At 66.4% G+C, this 23,542-nt stretch carries 24 protein-coding genes, 2 tRNA genes and 1 pseudogene; 17 read left to right on the top strand and 10 right to left on the bottom strand.

The window, feature by feature from the left end; translation table 11 throughout:
* Window positions 1-20 precede the first annotated feature (20 nt).
* Both NH14_RS14915 and NH14_RS14910 read left to right on the top strand, forming a co-directional pair.
* Window positions 21-296, top strand: a complete 276-nt coding sequence (locus NH14_RS14915; RefSeq protein WP_035522630.1) for a DUF3566 domain-containing protein — start codon at window positions 21-23, stop codon at window positions 294-296.
* Window positions 296-793 carry a GNAT family N-acetyltransferase gene (locus NH14_RS14910; RefSeq protein WP_035522627.1) on the top strand — a complete coding sequence of 166 codons (498 nt, stop codon included), beginning with the start codon at window positions 296-298 and terminating at the stop codon, window positions 791-793. Before NH14_RS14915 ends, NH14_RS14910 begins: the two co-directional genes overlap by 1 nt.
* Window positions 794-893: 100 nt before the next feature.
* Here the strand turns inward: NH14_RS14910 and NH14_RS14905 are convergent, their stop codons facing one another.
* The 5 genes from NH14_RS14905 to pncB all read right to left on the bottom strand — a co-directional run bounded on the left by NH14_RS14905 (window position 894) and on the right by pncB (window position 6,759).
* The gene (locus NH14_RS14905; RefSeq protein WP_035523038.1) at window positions 894-2,369 is read right to left on the bottom strand and encodes a DNA recombination protein RmuC; all 1,476 of its coding nucleotides are present in this window, start codon (window positions 2,367-2,369) and stop codon (window positions 894-896) included.
* A gap of 14 nt (window positions 2,370-2,383) precedes the next feature.
* A complete protein-coding gene (locus NH14_RS14900; RefSeq protein ID WP_035522624.1) occupies window positions 2,384-3,373 on the bottom strand; it encodes a 2-hydroxyacid dehydrogenase in 990 nt (329 codons plus the stop codon).
* A gap of 63 nt (window positions 3,374-3,436) precedes the next feature.
* Entirely contained in the window at window positions 3,437-4,804 is a 1,368-nt protein-coding gene (locus NH14_RS14895) for a sodium:proton antiporter (RefSeq protein WP_035522622.1), read from the bottom strand.
* Window positions 4,801-5,475, bottom strand: coding sequence for a LutC/YkgG family protein (locus tag NH14_RS33495; RefSeq protein ID WP_035522619.1), 675 nt, complete (start codon window positions 5,473-5,475; stop codon window positions 4,801-4,803). Before NH14_RS33495 ends, NH14_RS14895 begins: the two co-directional genes overlap by 4 nt.
* An 81-nt stretch (window positions 5,476-5,556) precedes the next feature.
* Window positions 5,557-6,759: a nicotinate phosphoribosyltransferase gene (pncB, locus tag NH14_RS14890; protein ID WP_035523036.1), complete on the bottom strand. Its 1,203-nt coding sequence runs from the start codon at window positions 6,757-6,759 to the stop codon at window positions 5,557-5,559.
* 277 nt (window positions 6,760-7,036) lie between these two features.
* Here pncB and fdxA point away from each other — a divergent pair, with 277 nt between their 5' ends.
* The 3 genes from fdxA to NH14_RS14875 all read left to right on the top strand — a co-directional run bounded on the left by fdxA (window position 7,037) and on the right by NH14_RS14875 (window position 7,715).
* Window positions 7,037-7,360: a ferredoxin FdxA gene (gene fdxA / locus NH14_RS14885; RefSeq protein WP_035522616.1), complete on the top strand. Its 324-nt coding sequence runs from the start codon at window positions 7,037-7,039 to the stop codon at window positions 7,358-7,360.
* Window positions 7,361-7,494: 134 nt separating this feature from the next.
* Window positions 7,495-7,570: transfer RNA gene (locus NH14_RS14880), tRNA-Asn, on the top strand.
* 69 nt (window positions 7,571-7,639) lie between these two features.
* Window positions 7,640-7,715, top strand: a tRNA-Asn gene (locus NH14_RS14875).
* A 79-nt stretch (window positions 7,716-7,794) separates the two neighbouring features.
* On the opposite strand, the pseudogene NH14_RS14870 reads toward NH14_RS14875, so the two are convergent.
* Window positions 7,795-7,989: pseudogene (locus NH14_RS14870) on the bottom strand (IS256 family transposase); the annotation flags it as partial.
* 35 nt (window positions 7,990-8,024) lie between these two features.
* On the opposite strand from NH14_RS14870, the gene NH14_RS14865 reads away from it, so the two are divergent.
* The 6 genes from NH14_RS14865 to NH14_RS14840 all read left to right on the top strand — a co-directional run bounded on the left by NH14_RS14865 (window position 8,025) and on the right by NH14_RS14840 (window position 11,831).
* Window positions 8,025-8,252: a type II toxin-antitoxin system RelE/ParE family toxin gene (locus NH14_RS14865; RefSeq protein WP_084225144.1), complete on the top strand. Its 228-nt coding sequence runs from the start codon at window positions 8,025-8,027 to the stop codon at window positions 8,250-8,252.
* Window positions 8,253-8,320: 68 nt separating this feature from the next.
* On the top strand, window positions 8,321-8,812 hold the full coding sequence (locus tag NH14_RS14860) for a CreA family protein (RefSeq protein WP_035522612.1): 492 nt from the start codon (window positions 8,321-8,323) through the stop codon (window positions 8,810-8,812).
* Window positions 8,813-8,838: 26 nt separating this feature from the next.
* Window positions 8,839-9,741 (top strand): helix-turn-helix transcriptional regulator, encoded by a 903-nt coding sequence (locus NH14_RS14855; RefSeq protein ID WP_035522609.1) that lies wholly within the window; start codon window positions 8,839-8,841, stop codon window positions 9,739-9,741.
* Between the two features lie 201 nt (window positions 9,742-9,942).
* A complete protein-coding gene (locus tag NH14_RS14850) occupies window positions 9,943-10,635 on the top strand; it encodes an AzlC family ABC transporter permease (RefSeq protein ID WP_084225142.1) in 693 nt (230 codons plus the stop codon).
* Window positions 10,632-10,955, top strand: a complete 324-nt coding sequence (locus tag NH14_RS14845) for an AzlD domain-containing protein (protein WP_035522606.1) — start codon at window positions 10,632-10,634, stop codon at window positions 10,953-10,955. The genes NH14_RS14850 and NH14_RS14845 overlap by 4 nt, the downstream gene beginning before the upstream one ends.
* A gap of 123 nt (window positions 10,956-11,078) precedes the next feature.
* Window positions 11,079-11,831: a DUF4088 family protein gene (locus NH14_RS14840; RefSeq protein WP_035522605.1), complete on the top strand. Its 753-nt coding sequence runs from the start codon at window positions 11,079-11,081 to the stop codon at window positions 11,829-11,831.
* 3 nt (window positions 11,832-11,834) lie between these two features.
* Here NH14_RS14840 and NH14_RS14835 read toward each other — a convergent pair whose 3' ends face one another.
* Window positions 11,835-14,045 (bottom strand): ATP-dependent helicase, encoded by a 2,211-nt coding sequence (locus NH14_RS14835; RefSeq protein WP_084225113.1) that lies wholly within the window; start codon window positions 14,043-14,045, stop codon window positions 11,835-11,837.
* Window positions 14,046-14,151: 106 nt separating this feature from the next.
* On the opposite strand from NH14_RS14835, the gene NH14_RS14830 reads away from it, so the two are divergent.
* The 5 genes from NH14_RS14830 to fumC all read left to right on the top strand — a co-directional run bounded on the left by NH14_RS14830 (window position 14,152) and on the right by fumC (window position 20,455).
* Window positions 14,152-14,373, top strand: coding sequence for an RNA-binding S4 domain-containing protein (locus NH14_RS14830; RefSeq protein ID WP_035522603.1), 222 nt, complete (start codon window positions 14,152-14,154; stop codon window positions 14,371-14,373).
* A 163-nt stretch (window positions 14,374-14,536) separates the two neighbouring features.
* A complete protein-coding gene (locus NH14_RS14825; protein WP_035522601.1) occupies window positions 14,537-15,955 on the top strand; it encodes an MATE family efflux transporter in 1,419 nt (472 codons plus the stop codon).
* A gap of 151 nt (window positions 15,956-16,106) precedes the next feature.
* Entirely contained in the window at window positions 16,107-17,084 is a 978-nt protein-coding gene (gene panS / locus NH14_RS14820; protein WP_035522599.1) for a ketopantoate/pantoate/pantothenate transporter PanS, read from the top strand.
* A 243-nt stretch (window positions 17,085-17,327) separates the two neighbouring features.
* Window positions 17,328-19,004 carry a phospholipase D family protein gene (locus tag NH14_RS14815; protein WP_152617085.1) on the top strand — a complete coding sequence of 559 codons (1,677 nt, stop codon included), beginning with the start codon at window positions 17,328-17,330 and terminating at the stop codon, window positions 19,002-19,004.
* Window positions 19,005-19,054: 50 nt separating this feature from the next.
* The gene (gene fumC, locus NH14_RS14810) at window positions 19,055-20,455 is read left to right on the top strand and encodes a class II fumarate hydratase (protein ID WP_084225109.1); all 1,401 of its coding nucleotides are present in this window, start codon (window positions 19,055-19,057) and stop codon (window positions 20,453-20,455) included.
* Between the two features lie 18 nt (window positions 20,456-20,473).
* On the opposite strand, the gene NH14_RS14805 is transcribed toward fumC, so the two are convergent.
* The 3 genes from NH14_RS14805 to NH14_RS14795 all read right to left on the bottom strand — a co-directional run bounded on the left by NH14_RS14805 (window position 20,474) and on the right by NH14_RS14795 (window position 22,426).
* Window positions 20,474-20,977 carry an acyl-CoA thioesterase gene (locus NH14_RS14805; RefSeq protein WP_035522593.1) on the bottom strand — a complete coding sequence of 168 codons (504 nt, stop codon included), beginning with the start codon at window positions 20,975-20,977 and terminating at the stop codon, window positions 20,474-20,476.
* A gap of 145 nt (window positions 20,978-21,122) precedes the next feature.
* Complete coding sequence (locus NH14_RS14800; protein ID WP_152617074.1) at window positions 21,123-22,163, bottom strand: GlxA family transcriptional regulator; 1,041 nt, start codon at window positions 22,161-22,163, stop codon at window positions 21,123-21,125.
* 125 nt (window positions 22,164-22,288) lie between these two features.
* Complete coding sequence (locus NH14_RS14795; RefSeq protein WP_167556479.1) at window positions 22,289-22,426, bottom strand: hypothetical protein; 138 nt, start codon at window positions 22,424-22,426, stop codon at window positions 22,289-22,291.
* Window positions 22,427-22,679: 253 nt separating this feature from the next.
* On the opposite strand from NH14_RS14795, the gene NH14_RS14790 reads away from it, so the two are divergent.
* A complete protein-coding gene (locus NH14_RS14790; RefSeq protein WP_035522589.1) occupies window positions 22,680-23,393 on the top strand; it encodes an ArsR/SmtB family transcription factor in 714 nt (237 codons plus the stop codon).
* Window positions 23,394-23,542: the final 149 nt, after the last annotated feature.

Raw genomic sequence — 23,542 nt, 5'->3', positions numbered from 1 at the left:
CGACCTACGGACCGATTCACATGAAAAAACAGATTTCGTTCATCGCCGCCGGACAGACCGCGAAGGCTCTCATCCTCGTGTACCTGACCTTCAGCGTTCCGGTCGTGCTGCTCGTCGCGGTAGTCGCGTTCTTCCGCTACGGCACCTTCGAGCTCGGCACCGTGTTCAGCGCGCTGATCCTCAATGCAATCGTCGGCTTCGTGCTGCTGTGGATTGCCTGCCACCTGTACAACTGGGTCGCCGCGCGCTTCGGCGGCATCGAGATCCATCTCTCCGACGTACCCGAGGAGGCGTGATGGCCGCTACGATCCGCGCAGCCGCGCCCGCCGACGTCAGCGCCATGCACGCGCTGATGTACGAACTCGCCGAGTTCGAAAAGCTCACGCACCTCTTCACGGGCACGCCCGAAGGACTCGCCGATGCGCTGTTCGGCGCGCACCCGGCGGCCGAGGCACTGGTGGCCGAGGACGCGGGCCGCATCGTCGGCTATGCGCTGTTCTTCCACAACTACTCGACTTTCCTCGGGCGTCGCGGACTCTATCTCGAAGACCTGTACGTGCAGCCGTCGCAGCGCGGCACGGGACTGGGCACGGCGCTGCTGCGCGCCCTCGCGGCCATTGCCGTGGAGCGCAAGTGCGGCCGCTTCGAGTGGACCGTGCTCGACTGGAACACGCCGGCCATCCGCTTCTACGAGAAGATGGGCGCAACCATCCTGCCCGACTGGCGCGTGGTGCGCGTGACGGGCGATGCGCTCGACCAGCTTGCGGCGCCTGCCGAACCGGTCGCGAGCTAAAAACGCCAGCAGCATGAAAATCGGGCCGTCCGCAGCGATCTGCGGACGGCCCGATGTCTTTTGGGAAATGCTTCGTTGGGTGGCCTGCGCGACGCGCGCGTCATTCGTCGCCGCATTCACCGTTGCGTAGCGCATCGCCGAGCAGGTTCGACGCAGCCTCGCCAGGCAAGGCCTCGACCTCGCGCAGCTTGCGGTTCATCACGCGCGTGCGCACTTCGGCGGCTTCGATCGAACGCGTTACGGTCTCCAGCTGCGACTTGGTGCGCGCGAGCACTTCGCCGAACTTGCCGAACTCCGTCTTCACCGCGCCCAGCACCTGCCAGACCTCGCTCGAACGCTTCTCGATCGCGAGCGTGCGAAAACCCATCTGCAGGCTGTTGAGCAGCGCCGTCAACGTGGTCGGGCCCGCGACGCTCACGCGGTAGTCGCGCTGCAACAGATCGGTGAGGCCAGGGCGGCGCAGGATCTCGGCGTAAAGCCCTTCGGTGGGCAGAAACAGCAGCGCGAAGTCGGTCGTGTGCGGCGGCGCGACGTATTTCTCGGCGATGGTGCGAGCCTCGGCGCGCACACGCGCTTCCAGCGCGCGGCCGGCTTCCTCGATGCCGGCCGCGTCGGCGCGCTCTTGCGCATCGATGAGCCGCTCGTAGTCCTCGCGCGGGAACTTGGCGTCGACCGGCAGCCAGACCGGCGCGCTGTCCGGGCTTGCCCCGACAGCACCACTCTGGAGCCCCCGCCCCGGCAGCCGGATCGCGAACTCCACGCGCTCGCTGCTGCCCGGCACCGTCGCCACGTTTTTCGCGAACTGCTCGGGCGTGAGCATCTGTTCGAGCAGCGCTTCGAGCTGCACTTCGCCCCATGTGCCGCGCGTCTTCACGTTGGTGAGCACTTTCTTCAGGTCGCCGACGCCCGCCGCGAGCGTCTGCATCTCGCCCAGCCCGCGATGGACCTGCTCCAGCCGGTCGGAGACGAGCTTGAACGATTCGCCGAGGCGCTGTTCGAGCGTCGCGTGCAGTTTCTCGTCGACGGTGCGGCGCATCTCTTCGAGCTTGGCCGCGTTGTTGGCTTCGATGTCCTTCAGGCGCTGTTCGAGCGTCGCGCGCACCTCGGCGAGGCGGCGGTCGTTGGCCTCGCTCAGCTGCGCGAGCTGTTGATTAAGCACATTGCCGAAATGGCGCAGCGCCTGGCCTTGCTCGTCGCGCGCCTGTTGCGCCTGCAACTGCTGGCTCTGGCGCACCGCTTCGAGCTGCTGCGCGAAGCTCTCCAACTGGCCGTTCTGTACGGTCGCGATGCTTGTGAGATGTGCGGCGAGCCCCTGCTGCACCTGCGCGAAGCCTCCACCGAACTCGCTGCGCGAGGCCTGCGCGGTGCGCGCGATTTCATTGCGCAACTCGCGCTCGATGCGCTCGGCCGCGCGCGCCTGGTTGTCGGTCGAACCCGCGATGCGGTCGCTCAACTGGTCGAGCGCGTCGAGCATGGCTTCCGCGTGCTCGTCGTCCTGCGTGCCCCGGCGCGCACGCAACAGCGCGAACACCGCGATCGCCAGCGCGACCGCAAGCACGAGCGTCGCCACCGCCATCAACGGCTCCGCGTTCATGTACGCGCCTTCCCCATCACGTCCGGATTGATCGGGTTCGGCGGCTGGCCCGCGCGCGGACCAACGCCCAGCGCGGCGATCAGGTTGTCGGCGGCGAGGTTGGCCATCGCGCGGCGCGTGCCTTCGCTCGCGCTCGCGATGTGCGGCGTGAGCACCACGTTGTCCACGGTAAGCAAGGCCGGATGCACGCTCGGCTCGCCCTCGAACACATCGAGTCCCGCAGCGGCGATCTGGCGCGTGCGCAGCGCCTCGGCGAGCGCCGCGTCGTCGACGATGCCGCCGCGCGCGATATTCGTGAGCGTGGCCGTGGGCTTCATCAGCGCGAGTTCGGCAGCGCCGATCGTATGGTGATTCGCCGGCACATATGGCAGCACGAGCACGACGTGATCGGCCTCCTTGAGCAGCGCTTCTTTCGAGCGATATTCCGCATTGAGTTCGGCCTCGATCTCGGGCGCGACGCGCGAGCGGTTGTGATAGATCACGCGCATGTTGAAGCCGCGCGCGCGGCGCGCGAGCGCCTGGCCGATGCGGCCCATGCCGACTACGCCGAGCGTCGAGCCGTGAATGTCCGCGCCGAGAAACATGTCGAAGGACCACTTGCGCCATTTGCCCGCACGCAGAAAGTGCTCCGATTCGCTCACGCGGCGCGCGGCTGCCATCATCAGCGCCCAGCCGAAGTCGGCAGTGGTTTCGTTGAGCACGTCGGGCGTATTGGTGCCCAGCACGTTCGCCGCGTTGAAGGCCGGCATGTCGAAGTTGTTGTATCCCACCGCCATGTTCGAAACCACGCGCAGGCGCGGTGCGGCGGCCAGCACTGCCGCGTCGATCGGCTCGCCCATGGTGAGCGCGCCGTCCTTGTCGGCGAGCCGCGCCTTGAGGGCGTCGGCGGACAGCGTCTCGCCGTTGTTCCAGTCGACGTCGAAATACTGCTTGAGACGATCGATCACGTCCGGAAAGATCGGCCTCGCCACGAGAATTTTTTGCATGGGTACTCTCCGCACTGCAGATCAAATAAAGGTCAACTCAACAAGTCGGGCCGAACCCAACCGTTAGACGAAAAAGAGCCAGGTCGCCACGGCGAACACCGGCAGCAAGATTGCGCAGGACCAGCCCAGGAAACCGAAGAAGCCCGGCATGCGCACACCGCGCTGCTGCGCGATCGCCTTCACCATGAAATTCGGCGCGTTGCCGATATAGGTCATCGCGCCCATCCAGACCGCGCCGGCCGAGATGGCCGCGAGCGTTTTCGCACCGCCCGTCATGAGCGCCTGCGCGTCGCCGCCCGCGAGATTGAAGAACACGAGATAGGTGGGCGCATTGTCGAGAAACGAAGAAAGCAGGCCCGTGGCCCAGAAGTACAGCGCGTCGTTGGGCTGGCCGGGCGCGCCGTTCACGAACTGGATCAGCGCAGCGAACACGCCCGCCTCGCCCGCCCGCAGCATCGCAATCACCGGCGCGATCGTCACGAAGATGCCCGCGAACAGCTTCGCCACCTCGACGATGGGCGCCCAGTCGAAGTCGTTGTCCGCGCGCGCCTTGCGGGCCACGAACACGAGCGACACGATCGCCAGCACGACCAGCCCCATGTCGCGCACGAGGTTCTGCAACTCGAGGTGCACGCCGGGCAACGCAATATCGATGCCGGGCTTCCAGACGCCGCTCATCAGCACGAGCGCAATCGCGAGCACGAGCAGCACGAAGTTGAGCTTGCCGCCGACATAAAGCTCCGGCGTATCCGGCGTCGGATCGAGAAACGCTGCGCGCGCCTCACCCGAACGATGGAAGTACCACGAATCGAGCGCATGGAACGCGGCAAGCAGCACGCCGCAGACGAACAGCATCGGCAGCGCGAGATGCTGCGTAGTCCAGAAGAAACCCACGCCGTTGAGAAAGCCGAGGAACAGCGGCGGATCGCCGAGCGGCGTGAGCGAGCCGCCCGCATTGGCCGCAAGAAAGATGAAGAACACGACGACGTGGACGTTGTGGCGCCGGTTGTCGTTCGCGCGCAGGAGCGGCCGGATCAGCAGCATCGCCGCGCCGGTCGTGCCCATCACGCTAGCGAGCACAGTGCCGAGCGCGAGAATCGCGGTATTCGTGCGCGGCGAGCCGCGCAGGTTCCCGTACACGCAGATGCCGCCCGATATCGTATAGAGCGCGCCGAGCAGGACGATGAACGGCACGTACTCGTCGAAGAACGCGTGCAGCATGAGCGGCCAAGTGGCCGCGAAACCGTGCGTCGCCGCGAACGGCAGCAGGAACGCGAAGGCCCAGGCCGCCGAGATTTTGCCGAAGTGGCGATGCCAGAACGTAGCCGCAAACATCGGAAAGAGCGCGATCGACAGCAGCATGCACGCGAACGGCAGGCCCCATGCAGCGGGAAGCGTTGCGCCGTCGACGACGGCCGCCTCAACCGTCATGCGCCCTTCACGACGATGACATGCACGCGATACGGCCCGTGCGCGCCGAGGACGATGGTCTGTTCGATATCGCCGGTGCGCGACGGTCCCGAAACGAAGTTGACCGCGCGCGGCAGCTCGCCGCGTTCGGCCCGCATGAGCGCGAAAGCGTCCTCGTGACCGGCCACGATGCGCGACGCCGGCACGACGGCAATATGCGTCTCGGGCAGCAGCGCGCCGGAGGCCCACGTTTGCGGGCTGGACAGCAGAACCAGCGTGCCCGTTTCGGCGGTCGCGCAAAAACATCCGGTCAGGCCGACGAGATCGCGGTCCTCCGGCTTGCGAAATTCGACGCTCAATCCCGCGCCGGCCCAGTCGAATGATTCGAGCACCTTCCAGGCAACGGCCTGGGTCGGGAGCCCGAGCGAGGCAAGATAGCGCGCGGCGGCAGTGGGTACGTCGGCGAGCTGCGCGACTTCATCGACGCTCGACGCCATTTTCTTCGCCTCGTCCATGAAGCGAACAACGAGATCGCCTTCGAGCGGCGGACGCGGTCCTTGCGGATGACGTGCGAGGTAGTCGGCGACAGCTTCGCGCTCGTGCGCGGCGGGCGTCGCGTCGCGGCCCTGCGCTGCGCGGATGCGCGCGAGTATGCTGCGGCGGGCGGCCGTGGTGTCGACCTTGGAGTCCATACGCGACCTCGACAGATGAAGAAAAGCGACGCGCCGATTATACCGGGGCGTCGCTTTTCTTCTGACCTGGAGCAAAGGGGCTTATTGACCCGCGCTCTCTTCTTCCGTGGGCTGCTCGATGCCGAACACCTGACGCAGATACGCGAGATAAGCCTTGTCGTCGCACATGTTCTTGCCCGGCGAATCGGAAAGCTTGGCGACCGGCTGGCCATTGCAGCGGACCATCTTGATGACGATCTGCAGCGGCTGATAGCCGAGATCATTGGTGAGATTGGTGCCGACCCCGAACGCGAGGCGGCAGCGCCCGCGAAAACGCTCGTACAGGCGCAGCACCTTCGGAATGTCGAGCGCGTCAGAGAAGATCATGGTCTTCGTACGTGTATCGCAGCGGTTGTCCTCGTAGTGCTTGAGCAGACGCTCGCCCCACTCGAACGGATCGCCCGAGTCGTGGCGCGCGCCGTCGAAGAGCTTGCAGAAGTACATATCGAAGTCGCGCAGGAAAGCCTGCATGCCGTAGACGTCCGAAAGCGCGATGCCGAGGTCGCCGCGATACTCCTTCGCCCACATCTCGAAGCCGTAGATCTGCGAGTCGCGCAGACGCGGGCCGAGTGCCTGGCACGCCTGCAGATACTCGTGCGCCATGGTGCCGAGCGGCGTGAGGTTGTGCTTCATCGCGTAGTAGACGTTGCTCGTGCCCGTGAACTGCTCGCCGAGATCCTCCTTGAGCGTGAGGATCACCTCCTCGTGCCAGCGCTTCGAGAAGCGGCGGCGCGTGCCGTAGTCGGCGATCTTGCAGTCGGCGAACTCAGGCTTCGCGCCGAGCAATTCGATCTTGTGGCGCAGGCGCTCGCGCCCCTCCTCGTACTGCGGATGCTGCTGCGTGTTGCGGAAATAGACCTCGTTGACGATGGCGAGCACCGGAATCTCGAAGAGAATCGTGTGCAGCCACGGCCCCTTGATTTCGATGTCGATTTCGCCGTTGCCCTTTGGCGAAGGCGCGACCGAAATGTACTTCTCGTTCAGATGGAAGAGCGCGAGAAAATCGATGAAGTCGCCCTTGATGAAGCGCATCTTGCGCAGATACTCGAGCTCGGGCTCGGCAAAGCGCAGTCTGCAAAGCTTCTGGATCTCGCTGCGGATTTCGTCGACGTAAGGGACGAGATCGACGTCGGGCGTACGGCAGCGGAACCGGTATTCCACATTGGCCGCGGGGAAATGATGCAACACCACCTGCATCATCGTGAATTTGTACAGGTCGGTATCGAGCAGCGAAGTAATGATCATGATGAGCGAGGCGGCTGTGCCGCAAACGGCATGCGCCGAAGATGCCTGCATGTTACCCGAATGCGCCCGCGGCTCGCCGGCTAGCCCTCATGTCGCATCGGTCCGCACGCGCAGATGAATCGTGCTTGCCCGACGTGATGCATAAACTAATCACGAAACGATCTAAGAACCGCTGCGGACCTCTGGCTGCGGAAAATCGGCATCAGTTACAATATTGGTTTTGGCGCATCGTCAACCCCGCGCCTACCCCCGATACAAGCATGCAGGAGCTGCCTGAATGACCCACGTTGTGACCGAAAGCTGCATCAAGTGCCGCTATACCGATTGCGTCGATGTGTGCCCGGTGGACTGCTTTCGCGAAGGTCCCAACTTCCTCGCGATCGACCCGGACGAGTGCATCGACTGCGCCGTGTGCGTTGCCGAATGCCCGGTGAACGCCATTTACGCTGAAGAGGACGTGCCTGGCGACCAGCAGCACTTCACCGAGCTGAACGCCGAACTGGCAAAGGGCTGGCCCAGCATCACCAAGACCAAGGCGCCGCTGCCGGAAGCCGACGAGTTCAAGGACGTGAAGGACAAGCTCGCGCTGCTCGCGCGCTAAGCATCGTTCTGCCGTTGGGGCGTCGTCATTCTGAATTCCTGGCGTCTTTTTTGCAGGAATGAATAACAAGATGACGACAAGGTGTTGACAGGTTACGCCAGACCCCATAGAATCTCGTTCTCTGCTTTTGTTGATCCCCGATAGCTCAGTCGGTAGAGCGCCGGACTGTTAATCCGTAGGTCCCTGGTTCGAGCCCAGGTCGGGGAGCCAAGATTTACAAAAGCCCGTTAACCAGAACGGGCTTTTTCATGAAGTAAAAGGTTGTAGCTGTACTGCTGTTCCCCGATAGCTCAGTCGGTAGAGCGCCGGACTGTTAATCCGTAGGTCCCTGGTTCGAGCCCAGGTCGGGGAGCCAAAATATCGAAGCCGTTGCGTATCTTGCGCAACGGCTTTTTTCTTTTGCGCGGCGGCTCGGCCTTTGATTGAATCAAGCCATGGCCAGACATCGCTGCACTCGTTGCCCGCTCGATAACGGCCTTGTTGAACGCCAGCATCAGATCCTGCACCTCGACCGGAGTCATCGGCCCCTTGACCAGTTGATCCAGCAGTTCCGTGGGCAGTTCAGGCAGCGGCCCGCGGGCCGCTGCCTGCGAGGCTACCGTGCGTTTCTTCTTCATTGGCATATCCATAATTTCTACCTCTCGTGATATGCCTCGCCCACAAAATGCCGGATAGGTCCAAATCACCTGAAGCCGCACAAATCATCTCCCTGCAGTTCCTCTCCTTGGAAATCACGCCGGCAATCGGACGTCCATTGCCTGAGTCGCCCGACTTGCGCGAACTCGTGATTCCATTCGACGATTCCGGCTATATCGCAATGTATCTCCATGATCCGGGCCACGACACTGTCTACCTGCTGGCTTTTCGGCATCAACGTGAGTTCGACTATTAGGCGCTCCACCTGCCTCTCCCCACCCCGCCCTGCCCGATAATGTCGCTTTGCCATTTTCGGAACTTCGCATGAAACCGACTCGCTTCGCCGCCCGACTGCGTCCGGCGCTCGCCTTCTGCGCCGGCGCGCTCGCGCTGGGCGCCGCCCATTCCGAGCAGATCGGCAGCGTGAACACCAATTTCCGCGTGACCGGCTCCGACAAAGTGGTCGTCGAGGCCTACGACGATCCCGCCGTGAGCGGCGTCACGTGCTACGTCTCCCGCGCGCGCACTGGCGGCGTCAAAGGCACGCTCGGAATCGCAGAAGACCCGACCGAAGCGTCGATCGCCTGCCGCCAGGTCGGCCCGATCAGCTTCGCGGCCCCGCTCAAGCAGCAGGCCGATGTTTTCAGCGAGCGCATGTCGCTGGTTTTCAAGACGCTGCACGTGGTCCGCGTGGTCGATACCAAGCGCAATGCGCTCGTCTACCTGACGTACAGCGACCGCGTGGTGAGCGGCAGTGCGAAGAACAGCGTCACCGCCGTGCCAATGCCGGCAGGCACGACCATTCCCGTGCGCTAGACTAAGGGTCTGGCCGGACCCTTCCCATGACGCTCGCCCGTTTTCGCGATTCCGCCCGTTATTGGCGCACGCCGCTTTTGCCCGGCGCGGATCTGCTCACGGCCGAATATCACGATCACACCTTCACGCCGCACTGGCACGAGGCCTACACGATCCCGGTAATCGAGGACGGCGCCGAGTGCTACCACTACCGCGGTGCGCAGCATGTCGCGGAAGCGGGCAGCGTGCCGGTCATCAATCCGGGCGAGGTTCACACGGGCTCGCGCGCTGTGGACGAAGGCTGGCGTTATCGCGTCATGTATGTGCCGGTCGACTATCTGCACACGCTCGCGGGAGAAATTGCGGGCCGCGCGCAGCCGCTGCCGTGGTTCGACCCCGAGGTAATCCGCGACACCGATCTCGCACGCCGGCTCTCGCGCGCGCACCAGTTGCTGGAGGCAGATGCCGATCGCCGCCGTACCGCGCTCGCGCTGGTGTCCGATACACCAGGCGCACTCGGCGCACCGAAGGCTCCGCAGCCCGACCTCCTTGCCGTTGAGGGCGCATTGCTCGACGCGCTTTCCACGCTCCTGACCCGCCACGCGCGCACGCGCGAGGCGCGGTTCGGGTCCGCCGCGAACGAGCCGCGCGTCGAAATCATGAAGGCGCTGCTGGCCGCCAATCTCACCGAACCGCTGCGCGTGGCCGATCTCGCGCAGGCGGTCGGTCTCTCGCCGTTTCACGCGACGCGCCTGTTCACCCGGGCCACAGGTCTGCCCCCGCATGCGTGGCGCACTCAGTTACGGCTGCAGCGCGCGCTCGGGCCGTTGCGCGCGGGGGCCCCGGTTGCCGAGGTCGCCGCCGCGAGCGGCTTCACGGACCAGAGTCATTTCACGCGGCATTTCCGCCGCATGTTCGGCGTGCCGCCCGGCCGCTGGCAGGCCAACTAGCCCCCCAACCCCTGGCGCAAGAGGCCGCCCGCCGACAATAGAGCGAGCGGGTGGAAGCGGCCGAAAGCGAGCGCGCCGCAAGAACGTACAAGCCGCGCGCGCCGCTTCCCGCTATGCTGGGCTCCCAATCTGGAGACTCGCTTGCCCCGTCACCCCCATCGCTTCAAGGAATTCGTCGCCGGCGCGCGCGACACGATCCCCATGATGATCGGCTCCGCGCCCTTCGGCGTCATTTTCGGCACGCTCGTCACCTCGGGCCCGCTCTCGCTCTGGCACGGCCAGTTGATGTCGCTCGCCGTGTTCGCGGGCTCCGCGCAATTCATCGCGCTAGGGCTGATCGCCTCGCACGCGAGCTTTGCCGTGATCTGGGCCACCACGCTCATCGTGAATCTGCGTCACGTGCTCTACAGCGCGACGCTCGCGCCCTATGTCTCGCATCTGCCGATGCGCTGGCGTCTCGTGCTCGGCGCCCTGCTCACCGACGAGGTGTTCGCCGTATCCTGGGCGTATTTCCGCCGCCATGCGCCTGGTGATGTCTCGCCGTGGCATTTCCTCGGCTCGGGCCTTTCGATGTACCTGAACTGGCAATTGTGGACTGCGGCAGGCCTGCTGTTCGGCGCGGCGTTCCCGGGACTGCAGTCGCTCGGGCTCGACTTCGCGATGGTCGCCACTTTCATCGCCATCGTCGTGCCGCAACTCGTGGCCGTGCGCTACCTGGCCGCCGCTGCCACGGCAGGCACGCTCGCCTTCTTCTGGCAAGGCTGGCCGTACAAGCTCGGCCTGCTCGGCGCCGTGTTCGCGGGCGTGGCCGTGGGCGTCGCGCTCTCGCTGCCGCGCAAGCCGCGCACGAGCGCAACAACCACGGACGCACACACCGCCGGAGGCCGCCCATGAACTACGTCGTCCTGATTCTCGGCATGGCCGTCATTACCGTGACGGTGCGCACCGCCGTCTTCGTGCTCGGCGATCGGCTCGTGTTCCCGCCGATTGTGCGCACCGCGCTCGGCTTCGTGCCCGTCACGGTGCTCACCGCGATCATCGTGCCGATGGCCGTGTCGCCGCACGGCCAGCACGCCGAGCTCACGTGGCGCAACCCGCAGCTCGTCGGTGCGCTCGCGGCTATCGCCGTGAGCGCGCTCACCAAACGGCCGCTCCTCACGATTGCTGTGGGGCTGGGCGTGTTCTTCCTCTGGCAGGGCGTCGTGCTGCGCTGAGGTTGCCTGCCCTGTCGGCACCGGTCCGCCCCGCCTCAAGTTTCGCCCCGCTGCGCCGATAAACCGTCGAGGCCTGCATTGGCGCGACAGACAGGCACCGCGAGGAATACACGGGGCAACACCATGGGGCAGATCACTCTCACTCTCAAGGACGAAACGCTTGCGTCGCTGCGCAAGGATTTCGATGCGTTCCTGCGCGTCTCGCTCAAGCTCGACCCGCAGTTCCTCACGCCATCGTTCGAGGACTTCCTGCGCGCGAAGCTGCTCGACAACATGACGCCGCTCACCGAGCAGGCCGTGCAGCGGCTTTTGCAGGGCGGGCAGTACGCATGGGCCAAGCGCACCCTCGACAAGGAGTTCCCCGAGGTCGTGTCGATCCTGCTGCGCCAGGCGGGCGAATTCGGCTTTGGCTTTGCGTCGAGGCCCGAATGGACACCCGACGAGCGCGCGAAGCAGTGCCGCGAGTGGGCCGCCGCAATCGTCCGCGAAGCAGACGCCGGGCAGACGCTGATCGACCCGCTCGCCGCACAGATCCAGTCCGGCGTGCAGGATATCCAGATGCTCGAAGAGTCGATGCAGACGCCTGCGTGGCGGCTTGCGGAGTCGGTGCGCCAGCGCGTCTATGAAGCGAAGATCGGCTGCGAGCAGGCGAGCGGCAGTCTCGCGCGAGAGCGTCTGGGCGAGCTGCGCGGCCTCTTGCGCCTCGCCATCGCGCACGGCACGTTCCAGAAGCAGGAAGCGCAGCAGATCATGGAATATCTGCGTCTTTTGAAGCCGGAAATTTTCGTCGAGGAACCCGACGACGTGTTCACGCGCCTGGCCGCCTGGCTGCGCAACTTCTTCGTGCCGCCGCCGAAGAACCAGCCGCGCGGCTAGCCCCTACTCCCACATCTTGCGCAGCTTCGCGCCGATCTCGACTTTCGCGCGCGCGGCGGCGGCCAGTCCCGCCGCGCTCGGCGCGCTCACCACCGGCGCGGGCGGCCAGGCGCGCGACTCGAACAACGGCAGCATCCCGGCGGCGATGAAGCGCGTGCGCGACGCCCACACGTGACGGTCACCGCTCGCGGCCTGGTTGTGCACATAAAAGCGCTGCGGCACGACAATGTGCAGATCTTCTTTCGCGCGCGTCATCGCCACGTAGAGCAGGCGCCGCTCCTCTTCGAGTTCCTCGTCGCTGCCCGCGCCCAGATCGGACGGGATGCAGCCGTCCACACCGTTGAGCACGAACACGTTGCGCCACTCCTGGCCTTTGGCCGAATGGATCGTCGAAAGAATCAGGTAGTCCTCGTCGAGCAGCGGATCGGCCGACTCGGCGCTCGTCGCGTCGGGCGGATCCAGCGTGAGTTCGGTGAGAAAGCGCTCGCGCGACGCGTAGGTGCTCGCGATGCTTTCCATCTGCAGCAGATCGGCGAGACGCACCTGAGCATCTTCGTGGTTACGCTCCAGATGCGGCTCGTACCAGCGCCGCACGCGCTCGAACTCGGCGGGCCACGGCGTGGCACGCATACCGAGCTGATCGACGAGCGCCGCGAACGCGGGCCAGTCCTCGGCCGCGCGCGGCGGCGGCGCGAATGCGGCGAGCGCCTGCGCGGCACGGTACGCGCCCGTGCAGGCCGCGACCTGATCGAGCAGGCGCGCCGCCGTCGCGGGTCCGACGCCGGGCAGCAATTGCGTCACGCGAAAACCCGCCACGCGATCGAGCGGATTCTCGGCCCAGCGCAGCACGGCGAGCACGTCCTTCACGTGCACGGCGTCGAGAAAGCGCAGGCCGCCGAATTTCACGAACGGAATATTGCGGCGCGCGAGTTCGATTTCGAGCGTCGCGCTGTGGTGCGCGGCGCGAAACAGGACCGCCTGCTGCTTGAGCGTCATGCCGCCCTCGCGCGCCTCCAGAATTTGCTCGACGACGTAGCGCGCCTGGGTGGCTTCGTCGGCGACCGTCACGAGGCGCGGACGCTGCTGCGACGCGCGATCGGTCCACAGGTTCTTGGTGAAGCGCTCGGCGGCGGCGTCCATCACCGCGTTCGAGGCGGCGAGGATCGGCTCGGTCGAGCGGTAGTTGCGCTCGAGCGTGACCTGGCGCGCAGGCGGATCGAACTGCGCCGGGAAATCGAGGATGTTGCGCACCGTCGCGCCGCGAAACGAATAGATCGCCTGAGCGTCGTCGCCGACCACGGTGAGGCCGCGCCCATCGGGCTTCAGCGCGAGCAGGATCGACGCCTGCAGGCGGTTGGTGTCCTGATACTCGTCAACGAGGATATGGTCGAAGCGCCCCGCCAGATCGGCCGCGATGGCCGGCTCCGCCGCCATGTGCGCCCAGTAGAGCAGCAAGTCGTCGTAGTCGAGCACGTTCTGCTTCTGCTTGGCGTCCACGTAGGCCGCGAACAGCGCGCGCAGTTGCGGCTCCCATTCGAGGCACCACGAGAACGAGCGCGCGAGCACGTTCGCGAGCGAGTCGCCGGTATTGACGACGCGCGAGTAGATCGCGAGGCACGTCGACTTCGCGGGAAAGCGCTTGTCCTTCGCCGATAACCCCAGCTCGTGGCGCACGAGGTTCATGAGATCGGCGGAGTCCTCGCGGTCGTTGATCGTGAACGCCGGCGCGAGGCTGATCTGCTCGGCGTATTCGCGCAGCAGGCGCGCGCCGATGCCGTGGAATGTGCCTGCCCAGTTGAGCCCCTGAGCCAGGACCGCCGCCGCGCCCGAGACCCCGGCCGCGATGCGCGCGACGCGCCGCGTCATCTCCTGCGCCGCGCGGCGCGAGAAGGTCAGCAGCAGGATGCGGTGCGGATCGGCGCCGTTCGCAACCAGATGCGCGACGCGGTGCGCCAACGTGTTGGTCTTGCCCGAGCCCGCGCCGGCGATCACCAGCAGCGGCGCAGGAAGCGCCGCGCCCGGCGCGAACGCTTGCAACCCGCCGTGCTCGACGGCGGCGCGCTGGGCGTCGTTGAGCTTCGCGAGATACGACGCCGCCTCGGGCGCGATATCGCTCGTGCAGGGAGAATCGGCGAGAGAGGCAGCGGAGATGGTAGACAAGGCAGGCGCGGCGATATCCGGTGAAAATATGAAGTCGCGTGCCGTGTCCGGCATCGACACGGCGACGCATACTGTATATTCATACACCTCTCGTCCGCAAGCATCGGCGCGCCCTGCCCGGCGTGCCCGCTCGGCGCACCCCCTGATTTCCGTTTCCACCATGCCCAATCTCGATTTCACTCTCACCGGCGACTACGTCGAACTCCACAACCTCCTGAAGATCACCGGTCTCGCCGACAGCGGCGGCTCGGCCAAGCAGATCGTCGCCTCCGGTGCCGTGAAGGTGGATGGCGAGGTCGAACTGCGCAAGACGTGCAAGATCCGCGCGGGCCAGTCGGTGCTGCTCGGCGACACGCGCATTGCGGTGCGCGAAGCCGGGTAAGGCAGGCGCCAGCCAGACCAAAAATGAAATAGATTCGAAAGCGAATGCACCATCCGGGTGCTTTTTGTCCGAAAGAAGCGTAATCTCGCACTGAGCTTCTCAACTCGACACGAACGCACTTTCTGAACGCGCGGCGCGATTTATCGCGCCGCGCTTGCTTTTCATGACCCGACCGACTACCTCCGCGCCCGCCGATCAGGCGAGCCGCGCCATCGCCCCGCCCTCGCTCAAACGCCACGCCGCCGACACCGCACGCCTTGCCGCGCCGCTCGCCATCGCCCAGCTTTCGCAAATGGCCATGAGCGTGACCGACACCGTGCTGCTCGGGTCGCTGGGCGCGGGCGCGCTCGCGGCGGGCGGGCTCGGCGCAAACCTGTTCTTCGTGGTGGTGACGGTGCTGCAAGGCGTGCTGACCTCGGTGAGCGTGAGCGTTGCGCAGGCGCGCGGCGCCGACGATCTGCACCGCGTGCCGCACATCTACTGGACCGGCTTCGCGCTGTCCTTGCTGCTGTCCGTGCCGGCGTTCGCGCTGCTGTCGTTCGCGGGGCCCCTGCTGGTTGCGCTCGGCGAGCCGCCCGTGCTCGCGCACCAGGTGGGCGAGTACGCGGCCGTGCTGCGCTGGGGCGCGCCCGCCAGCCTGATCGGCGTGGGGCTGATGCGCTCGTTCCTGCCCGCCATCGGCGCGGCCAGGCGCCTGCTGTGGATCTCGATCGTCAGCGTGTTCTTCAATGGCTTCCTGAACTACGGGCTGATTCACGGCGCGTGGGGCCTGCCGCGCCTCGGTTTTCTCGGCTCGGCGGTCGCTACCGCGATCACCGTCTGGCTCACCACGCTCGTGCTGATGGCGCTGCTGCACCTGCGGCCCTCGCATCAGCACTTCGTGGTCGCGCGGCGGCCCACCGCGCCGCTGATGGGCGAGCTTTTCGCCATCGGCTGGCCCGTGGCGATCACCTACGCCGTTGAATCGATGCTCTTTCTCGCCACTGGCCTGCTGGCCGGCCTGCTCGGCGCGACGCCGCTCGCCGCGCACCAGATCGCGCTGAACGTGGCTTCGGTGATGTTCATGGTGCCGCTCTCGATCGGCCAGGCGGCCAATGTGCGCGTGGGCTACTGGATCGGCGCGGGCGTGCCGCGCGCGGCGCGCCATGCGGGCTTCGTCGCGCTGGCGCTGGGGGTGGGCTTCATGTCGATGTCGGCGCTCGTGATGGTGCTCGCGCCGCACTGGATCGTCGGGCTCTATCTGCACCTCGACGATCCGGCCAACGCGCAGACCGTCGCGCTCGCGGCGTCGCTGCTCGGCGTGGCCGCGCTGTTCCAGATCGTCGACGGTATGCAGACCGTGGGCTCCGGCTGCCTGCGCGGCCTGAAGGACACCCGCATTCCGATGGTCGCCGCGACGCTCGGCTATTGGGGCATCGGCTTTCCGGTCGGCTATGTGCTCGCGTTCCACTTCGGGATGGGCGCGCTCGGGCTCTGGTGGGGGCTCGCGGCCGGGCTCGCGAGCGTGGCCGCGCTCATGACGTGGCGCTTTCATCGCATGAGCCGGCGCGCGCAAATCGAGGCGGCGGCGCGCGCGGGCTGAGGCCGCGCGCGCTCGCTCAGGCGGGTTGCCAACGCGCCGCCGAAGCGTCCCAAAGAGCCACCCGAGCGGTTCATTAAACGCATGGTTAAAATAGCGGGCCCCGCGCAGCCCCATAACCAGCCCCATAACCAGCCCGCTCACGGACCCGCTCATGCTTGCCCCGATTACCCGACTATTCCCGCTCTGGGCCGTCCTCGTCTCGCTGTTCGCCTACTTCAACCCGGGTGTCGTCGCGCCAGTCACGCCGCACGTCACGACGCTCCTGACGATCATCATGCTCGCCATGGGCGTGACGCTCTCGTTCGCCGACTTCCAGCGCGTCTTCACGCGGCCCGCGCCCGTGCTCGCCGGCATCCTCCTGCACTATCTGGTGATGCCGCTGGCCGCATGGGTCATCGCCCACGCACTGCACATGCCGCCCGACCTCACCGCGGGCATGGTGCTGGTGGGCAGCGTCGCGAGCGGTACGGCCTCGAACGTGATGATCTATCTCGCGCGCGGCGACGTCGCGCTTTCGGTGACGATCAGCGCGCTCTCGACGCTCGTGGGCGTGTTCGCGACGCCGCTGCTCACGCGCTTTTATGTCGACGCCTCGATCGTCGTGGACGTGCACGGCATGCTCATGAGCATCCTGCAGATCGTGGCGCTGCCGATTGCCGTCGGCCTCGTCGTGAACCGTCTCGCGGGCGGCCTCGTGCGGCGCGTGGAGCCCATTCTGCCGCTCGTCTCGATGGTCTCGATCCTCGCGATCATCGCGGCCGTGGTGGGCAGCACGCACGCGAGCATCGCCACGGTGGGCCCGCTCGTGGCGCTCGGCGTGGTGCTGCACAACGGCATTGGTCTGCTCGGCGGTTACTGGGGCGGGCGTCTGCTCGGCTTCGACGAATCGGTGTGCCGCACGCTCGCAATCGAAGTGGGCATGCAGAACTCCGGCCTCGCCGCGACGCTCGGCAAGCTCTACTTCTCGCCGCTCGCCGCCCTGCCCGGCGCGCTGTTTTCGGTGTGGCACAACCTCTCCGGGTCGCTGCTCGCGGGCTACTGGGCCGGCGAGCCGGCGCGCGGCAGCGAACGCGACGCCGACGAAGCGCTCAGGGCGAGCGCCGGCGCATCGGCCAGCCGGCGCGGCTGAACGCGGCGTCGCCCGCGCCCGGGACGCCGTGCGACACGGCTTCCCGATAAAATCGGCGGCAAAAGAGGCAAAAGGGGCAAAAGGCGCGCGACGTAAGCGAACACCAGTGGAGACGCCGCAGCGCCAACACGCAGCGCCAACAAATTCGCACGCCGCCGGAGTCAGGCGCTTTGCGCCAACTCCGGTCGCCAGGAGAGGAGAATCCGCTTGTCCGCGCATACCGTTCAGAGCTTCGCAGCCGATATCCCACCCCCAGCGCCGTCAGCGCCGCAGCGCCGCGCCCGGCCCCGCGTGCTCGCGCCGTTCGCTTCGTTCGCTTCGTTCCGGCTAGTTGCGCTCCTCGGCGTTACGCTGCTCGCGGCCTGCGCGACGCGCCCGCCCGCCACGGCGTTCCAGCGCGCCAGCTCGGCGGCGCTGCCCGCCGCGGAGGCGCGCGCGACGCCGCTGGGCAAAGCGCTCGCCGCGCCCGTGGCGTCCCATCCCGACGAGTCGGGCTTCCGCCTGCTCGCCACTGGCACCGACTCGCTGCAGATGCGCATCGCGCTCGCGCATGCGGCGACGAAAACGCTCGACATGCAGTACTACATCGCCAACGAGGACACCACCGGCAAGCTGCTGCTGGGCTCGGCGCTGTACGCGGCCGACCACGGCGTGCATGTGCGCATGCTCGTCGACGACCTGAACTTCCGCGACGTCGGCCGTCTGATGGCGGCGCTCAACAGCCATCCGAACATCCAGATCCGCGTGTTCAATCCGTACGGCAGCCCGAACGAGAGCATGTTCAGGCGCACGCGCAACTTCTTCACGAACGTCGACCAGTTCACGCGCCGCATGCACAACAAGGCGACGATCGTCGATAACGAACTCGCGATCGTGGGCGGGCGCAATCTCGGCGACGAGTACTTCAGCGCGAGCGAGACGCTCCAATTCCGCGATCTGGACATGCTCACCGCCGGCCCCGTGGCGGCCAGCGTCTCGGCGAGCTTCGACGACTACTGGAACAGCAGCGTGTCGTACCCCTTGAACGTGCTCCGCCATCAGAAGTTCGAGCCGAAGGATCTCGACGCTGCGCGCGACGAGCTGCGCGCGCACTGGCGCGAGAACGCCGACCCCTACAACGCGAAGCCGCTCAACGCCACGCCGCTCGCGCAGCAGATCGCGCGCGACGAGCTCGGGCTCACGTGGGCGAAGTGGGAATTCGTGGCCGACGCGCCGGAAAAAATCTCGGGCGCCGAGCGCGGCCAGATGGGCGACGCGATGCGCTCCCTGCTCGATCGCTTCAATCAGGCGCACAGCAGCGTGCTGATCATCTCGCCGTATTTCGTGCCGCACGACGCCGGCGTGCAGGCCATCCGCGCGCTCACCGCGCGCGGCGTGCGCGTGGCGATCCTCACCAATTCGCTGGCGGCCACCGACGCCATCGCCGTGCAAGCGGGCTACAGCCCCTATCGCGTGCCGCTGCTCGAAGCCAACGCCGAACTCTACGAGTTCAAGTCCGTACAGCCCAAGCCCGAGCGGGCACGGCGCCTGCCCATGATCGGTTCGCGCTCGCGCGCGAGCCTGCACGCGAAAGCCTATGTGATCGACGAGAGCACGCTCGTGATCGGCTCGCTCAATCTCGACCCGCGCTCGGCCAACCTGAATACGGAGCTCGCGCTCGCCGTCGAAAGCCCAAAGCTCGCGCACGAGGTGGCCCAGCTCTTCCAGTTCGCGACCTCCCCGAAAGTGAGCTATCGCGTCTCGCTCGCGACGCCGGCGCAGCTCGCGTCGCTGCGCGGCAGCGCGATTTCCTCGCCGCTCGTGTGGACCGACGAGGAGGACGGCATGATCCACACCTACAACCTCGACCCCGGTGCGGGTTTCTACAGGAATGTGCTAACCGGACTATTCTTGCTGTTGCCGGTCGACAGCCAGCTTTGAGATCCCGTTCTGGCTTCCCGCGCACGCCGCATTCACCTTGGAGTGTCACCATGACCGGGAACGTCAGAATGGAACGCGACACGTTCGGCGAGATCGCCGTGCCCGCCGCGCAGCTCTGGGGCGCGCAGACGCAGCGCTCCTTGCAGAACTTCCGCATCTCGAGCGAGAAGCAGTCGCCCGAGCTCATTACCGCGCTCGCCACGATCAAGCGCGCCGCCGCCGAAGTGAATCTCTCGCTCGGCATGCTCGACGAGACCAAAGCGCGCGCGATCATCGCGGCCGCCGACGAAATCATCGAAGGCAAGCACTCCGGCGAATTCCCGCTCGCGGTCTGGCAAACGGGCTCCGGCACGCAAACCAACATGAACCTCAACGAGGTGATCGCGAACCGCGCGAGCGAGATTCTGGGCGGCGAGCGCGGCGAGGCGCGCAAGGTGCATCCGAACGACGACGTCAATCGCGGCCAGTCGTCGAACGACGTGTTCCCCACCGCGATGCACGTGGCCGCCGCATACGGCATCGCCAAGCATCTGCTGCCCGCGCTGAAGACGCTGCGCGACACGCTCGACGCAAAATCGAAGCAGTTCGCCGACATCGTGAAGATCGGCCGAACGCACCTGCAGGACGCCACGCCGCTCACGCTCGGCCAGGAGTTCTCGGGCTACGTCGCGCAGCTCGACCAGGGCATCCGCCACGTGGAGTCGACGCTGCCCCATCTGTACGAGCTCGCGCAAGGCGGCACCGCCGTGGGCACGGGTTTGAATGCGCATCCGCAATTCGCGCAAAAAGTGGCCGAGACCATCGCGAAGCTCACGGGCGTGCCCTTCGTCACCGCGCCCAACAAGTTCGAAGTGATGGCCGCCGCCGACGCACTCGTGTTCGCGCACGGTGCGCTCAAGACCGTGGCGGCGAGCCTCATGAAGATCGCCAATGACATCCGCTGGCTCGCGAGCGGCCCGCGCTGCGGACTCGGCGAACTCTCGATCCCCGAGAACGAGCCGGGCAGCTCGATCATGCCGGGCAAAGTAAATCCTACGCAATCCGAAGCAGTCACGATGCTGTGCTGCCAGGTGTTCGGCAACGACGTGGCCGTGAATGTGGGCGGCGCGAGCGGCAACTTCGAACTGAATGTGTTTCGCCCGATGATCGCGCACAACGTGCTGCAGTCGATCCGGCTGCTCGCCGACGGCGCGCTCTCCTTCAACGATCACTGCGCGGTGGGCATCGAGCCCAACCGCGCGCGTATCGACACGCTGCTCAACGAGTCGCTGATGCTGGTGACGGCGCTCAATCCGCACATTGGCTACGACAAGGCCGCGCAGATCGCCAAGAAGGCGCACAAGGAAGGCACGACGCTCAAGGCCGCCGCGCTCGCGCTCGGCCACGTGAGCAGCGAGCGGTTCGACGAATGGGTCAAGCCCGCCGATATGGTGGGCACACTGAAGAAATAAGCCCGGCCGATCGGAAGATCAAACCCGGCCTTTCGCCACTTCCTCGGGTTTCAGGTCCACGATCGCGTCGAGCGCTTCCTTCACGTCGAGCGCATATTTCGCGAGACGCTTTTGCTCGTCCGTTTCCGGCACGAAGGTCGGCACGGGAATCGGGTTGCCGTTTTCGTCGACGGCCACGAACACGATCAGGCAATCGGTCGTGAGGCGCAACTGGCCGCTCTTCGGGTCGCCCGCGTGCACGGTGATGTGGATGTGCATCGAGGTGCGGCCCGTGGCCACCACGCGCGCGCGCAGCTCGACCATGTTGCCGACCAGAATCGGCCGGCGAAAGCGGATGTTGCCGACGCTCACCGTCACGCAGTAGCGGCCCGACCAGACGGCGGCGCACGCGTAAGCGGTTTCGTCGATCCATTTCATCAGGGCGCCGCCGTGAACTTTGCCGCCGAAGTTCACCGAGGTCGGCTCGGCAAGAAAGCGGAACGTCGTTTCCGAACGGTCCAGCGGCTGGGAAGGCGTACTCATGGGGGCTCCGCTCGTGGGGATTGCGCCTTGCTGACAAGGCGTCGTACAAGGCGTCGTTATAGGATGGCGTCGATTATACGAGCGCCGTGTGTCATCCTGTCACCCGGTCATCCGCCGACGTGTCATCCGCCGGCGCCCCGCGCGCTCAGGCCGACGAAAACCGCGCCCGGTAGTCGAGCGGCAGCACGCCATAGCGCCGCTCGAACGCGCGCCGCAGGTTCTGCTCGGTGCCGAAGCCGCAGTCCGCGGCAATGCGCTTGACGGGAAGGCGCGACTGCGCGAGCGCGTGGGCGGCGGCTTCCACGCGCATGGCCGACACCGTGCGCGCAGGCGTGCGCCCCACCGACTCGACATAGCGCCGCGCGAAGGTGCGCGGGCTCATGCGCGCCGCTTCGGCGAGACGCTCGACGCTCAATTCCCTGTGCAGGTTCGCGGCCATCCAGCCGTGCAGCGCGTCGAACGCGCCGCCCGCCGCGCTTTGCGCCTCCAGCGCCTCGCTGAACTGCGCCTGGCCGCCCGGGCGCTTCATGAACACCACGAGCCGCCGCGCGGCATGCATGGCGACCGCGTGGCCGCAGTCTTCCTCGATCAGCGCGAGCGCGAGATCGATGCCGGCCGTCACGCCCGCCGAGGTCCAGACCACGCGGCCGTCGCGCTCGTCGCGCACGAAGATCGGCTCGGGGTCGACATTCACCCGCGGGAAACGGCGCGCAAGCTGCGCCGCGTTGCGCCAGTGCGTGGTGGCGCGGCGGCCATCGAGCAGGCCCGCGGCGGCAAGGTAGAACGCGCCGGTGCAGACCGAGGCGACGCGCCGCGCATGCGGCGCCGCGGCGGCGATCCATGCGACGAGTTCGGGCTGGAGCACGGTTGAATCGTCGATGGGGACGCCCGGAACGATCAGCGTGTCGATGGTGGCGATGTCGATCGAGTCGAGCCGCTCGGTCACGACCGGCGTGCCCGCGAACGTGGGCAGCACGCCGCCCGCCGTAGACGCGAGCGTGACGCGATAAGCGCAAGGATCGGCGGCATGCGTAGAGTCAGCCAGCGCGGCCCGAGCAGGCGTTGCTGCGGCGCGCATCGCCAGTTCGGCCCGCCAGAAAGCCTCGACCGGTCCGCAGGCATCGAGCAGCACGAGATCGGGCGCGACCGCGAAAACCACATGGCGCACGCAGGGAGACGCGGACATAGGCATGCAAAGGGCGATGAGGATTCGAAGCGACCATCATCGCACGCGCGACGTTGGCAGACACGTCGATCTTGCGTCAATTTCTGCCAAGCGTGCTAGCGCCCCAGATCGCCGCTTCCGACCGGTTAGTTGTGAATCGTGATGCCCTGGTCGATCGTGCCGTACATCGTGATGCCGCTTGCGGTGCTGCTCGACGGCGTGGTTCCGCCGGCGCAGGCCGTACAGAGCAGTGCAATCGCTGTAAGAACAAGAATCCGTTTCATGACTGACTGTTTGCTTCCCGAAAGAAATCCATTCTAGCGCGCCGCAGCCGGGCCTCCCCGGCAAGCCGGCAACACCGCGCCTCACTCGCTCACTTGCGCGCCTTTGTGCAGGCCAAATCTGCGCGCCATATTTCACGGCAGCCTGAAACGTCGAATCGTGGATTTCGTTAGAGTAAGCACATCAGCAAGCACATGAGAGAACTGCCGGCGCAAGCCGCGCCGTTCGAACCGTCAGTTACGCACGGGAGCAATCATGCCTCTTCCCCCAACCGACGAAACCCGCCACTTCCCCGGTCTCGCGCGCGTCGCGGCGCTGCTCGCCGACCCCGGCCGCGCCGCCATGCTATGGGCGCTCATGGACGGCAGCGCGCGCCCGGCGGGCGAGCTCACGATGATCGCGGGCCTCTCGCCGTCCGCCGCGAGCGCGCATCTCGCCCGCCTCGCCGAAGGCGGCCTGCTCAAGCCCGACGTGCGCGGGCGGCACCGCTACTACCGCATCGCCACCGCAGAAGTCGCCGCCGCCATCGAAGCGCTGATGAACGTCGCGCATGCCGCCGCGCCCGCGCAGCCCGTGACGCGCCCCGCTCGCACGGTGCCCATGGAGATGCGTCACGCGCGCACCTGCTATGACCACATGGCCGGCGAGGTCGCCGTGCGCGTGTTCGACCGGCTCGTCGAGGGCGGATGGCTCGTGCGCAATGAGGACGACCTCGAAGTGACGGAGCAAGGCGTCGCGCGGCTGTCGAACTGGGGCGTCGACCTGGAGGCGCTGCACGCACGCCGGCGGCGTTTCGCCTGCACGTGTCTCGACTGGAGCGAGCGGCGCCCGCACCTGGGCGGCGCGCTCGGCGCGGCGCTGCTCGAGCGCTTTACCTCGAACGGCTGGGTCGAGCGCGCCAGCCGCCCGCGCGTGCTGCGCATCACGCCGCTCGGCCAGCGCGAATTAGAAACTTTCGTGACGACCTGAGCGCACCCATCAAGCTGACAAATACCCAACAACGTCACTTAACGCGCATCGAAAAGCGGCCTTCCTGGCGACAGGCACACGTTCTGTTACATCTGGTGCATAAGCCCTAACAATTGAGCGCGCATGGAAACAGGCACGGCGGATAGAGT

Source organism: Paraburkholderia sacchari, assembly GCF_000785435.2.
Taxonomy (GTDB): domain Bacteria; phylum Pseudomonadota; class Gammaproteobacteria; order Burkholderiales; family Burkholderiaceae; genus Paraburkholderia; species Paraburkholderia sacchari.
The sequence above is the reverse complement of the archived record's forward strand: the minus strand, read 5'-3'. Positions and strand labels throughout refer to the sequence as shown.

Excerpts from the sequence above, each read along its gene's own strand:
- NH14_RS14795 (WP_167556479.1), bottom strand. The coding sequence starts at position 22,426 with ATGAAACGGATTCTTGTTCTTACAGCGATTGCACTGCTCTGTACGGCC.
- NH14_RS14860 (WP_035522612.1), top strand. The coding sequence starts at position 8,321 with ATGAAACCGACTCGCTTCGCCGCCCGACTGCGTCCGGCGCTCGCCTTC.
- NH14_RS14910 (WP_035522627.1), top strand. The coding sequence starts at position 296 with ATGGCCGCTACGATCCGCGCAGCCGCGCCCGCCGACGTCAGCGCCATG.
- fdxA (WP_035522616.1), top strand. The coding sequence starts at position 7,037 with ATGACCCACGTTGTGACCGAAAGCTGCATCAAGTGCCGCTATACCGAT.
- NH14_RS14805 (WP_035522593.1), bottom strand. The coding sequence starts at position 20,977 with ATGAGTACGCCTTCCCAGCCGCTGGACCGTTCGGAAACGACGTTCCGC.
- panS (WP_035522599.1), top strand. The coding sequence starts at position 16,107 with ATGCTTGCCCCGATTACCCGACTATTCCCGCTCTGGGCCGTCCTCGTC.
- NH14_RS14865 (WP_084225144.1), top strand. The coding sequence starts at position 8,025 with ATGCCGGATAGGTCCAAATCACCTGAAGCCGCACAAATCATCTCCCTG.
- NH14_RS14830 (WP_035522603.1), top strand. The coding sequence starts at position 14,152 with ATGCCCAATCTCGATTTCACTCTCACCGGCGACTACGTCGAACTCCAC.
- NH14_RS14850 (WP_084225142.1), top strand. The coding sequence starts at position 9,943 with ATGATGATCGGCTCCGCGCCCTTCGGCGTCATTTTCGGCACGCTCGTC.
- NH14_RS33495 (WP_035522619.1), bottom strand. The coding sequence starts at position 5,475 with ATGGACTCCAAGGTCGACACCACGGCCGCCCGCCGCAGCATACTCGCG.
- NH14_RS14790 (WP_035522589.1), top strand. The coding sequence starts at position 22,680 with ATGCCTCTTCCCCCAACCGACGAAACCCGCCACTTCCCCGGTCTCGCG.
- NH14_RS14855 (WP_035522609.1), top strand. The coding sequence starts at position 8,839 with ATGACGCTCGCCCGTTTTCGCGATTCCGCCCGTTATTGGCGCACGCCG.
- NH14_RS14845 (WP_035522606.1), top strand. The coding sequence starts at position 10,632 with ATGAACTACGTCGTCCTGATTCTCGGCATGGCCGTCATTACCGTGACG.
- NH14_RS14895 (WP_035522622.1), bottom strand. The coding sequence starts at position 4,804 with ATGACGGTTGAGGCGGCCGTCGTCGACGGCGCAACGCTTCCCGCTGCA.
- NH14_RS14825 (WP_035522601.1), top strand. The coding sequence starts at position 14,537 with ATGACCCGACCGACTACCTCCGCGCCCGCCGATCAGGCGAGCCGCGCC.
- fumC (WP_084225109.1), top strand. The coding sequence starts at position 19,055 with ATGACCGGGAACGTCAGAATGGAACGCGACACGTTCGGCGAGATCGCC.
- NH14_RS14835 (WP_084225113.1), bottom strand. The coding sequence starts at position 14,045 with ATGCCGGACACGGCACGCGACTTCATATTTTCACCGGATATCGCCGCG.
- NH14_RS14840 (WP_035522605.1), top strand. The coding sequence starts at position 11,079 with ATGGGGCAGATCACTCTCACTCTCAAGGACGAAACGCTTGCGTCGCTG.
- pncB (WP_035523036.1), bottom strand. The coding sequence starts at position 6,759 with ATGATCATTACTTCGCTGCTCGATACCGACCTGTACAAATTCACGATG.
- NH14_RS14800 (WP_152617074.1), bottom strand. The coding sequence starts at position 22,163 with ATGTCCGCGTCTCCCTGCGTGCGCCATGTGGTTTTCGCGGTCGCGCCC.
- NH14_RS14915 (WP_035522630.1), top strand. The coding sequence starts at position 21 with ATGAAAAAACAGATTTCGTTCATCGCCGCCGGACAGACCGCGAAGGCT.
- NH14_RS14900 (WP_035522624.1), bottom strand. The coding sequence starts at position 3,373 with ATGCAAAAAATTCTCGTGGCGAGGCCGATCTTTCCGGACGTGATCGAT.
- NH14_RS14905 (WP_035523038.1), bottom strand. The coding sequence starts at position 2,369 with ATGGCGGTGGCGACGCTCGTGCTTGCGGTCGCGCTGGCGATCGCGGTG.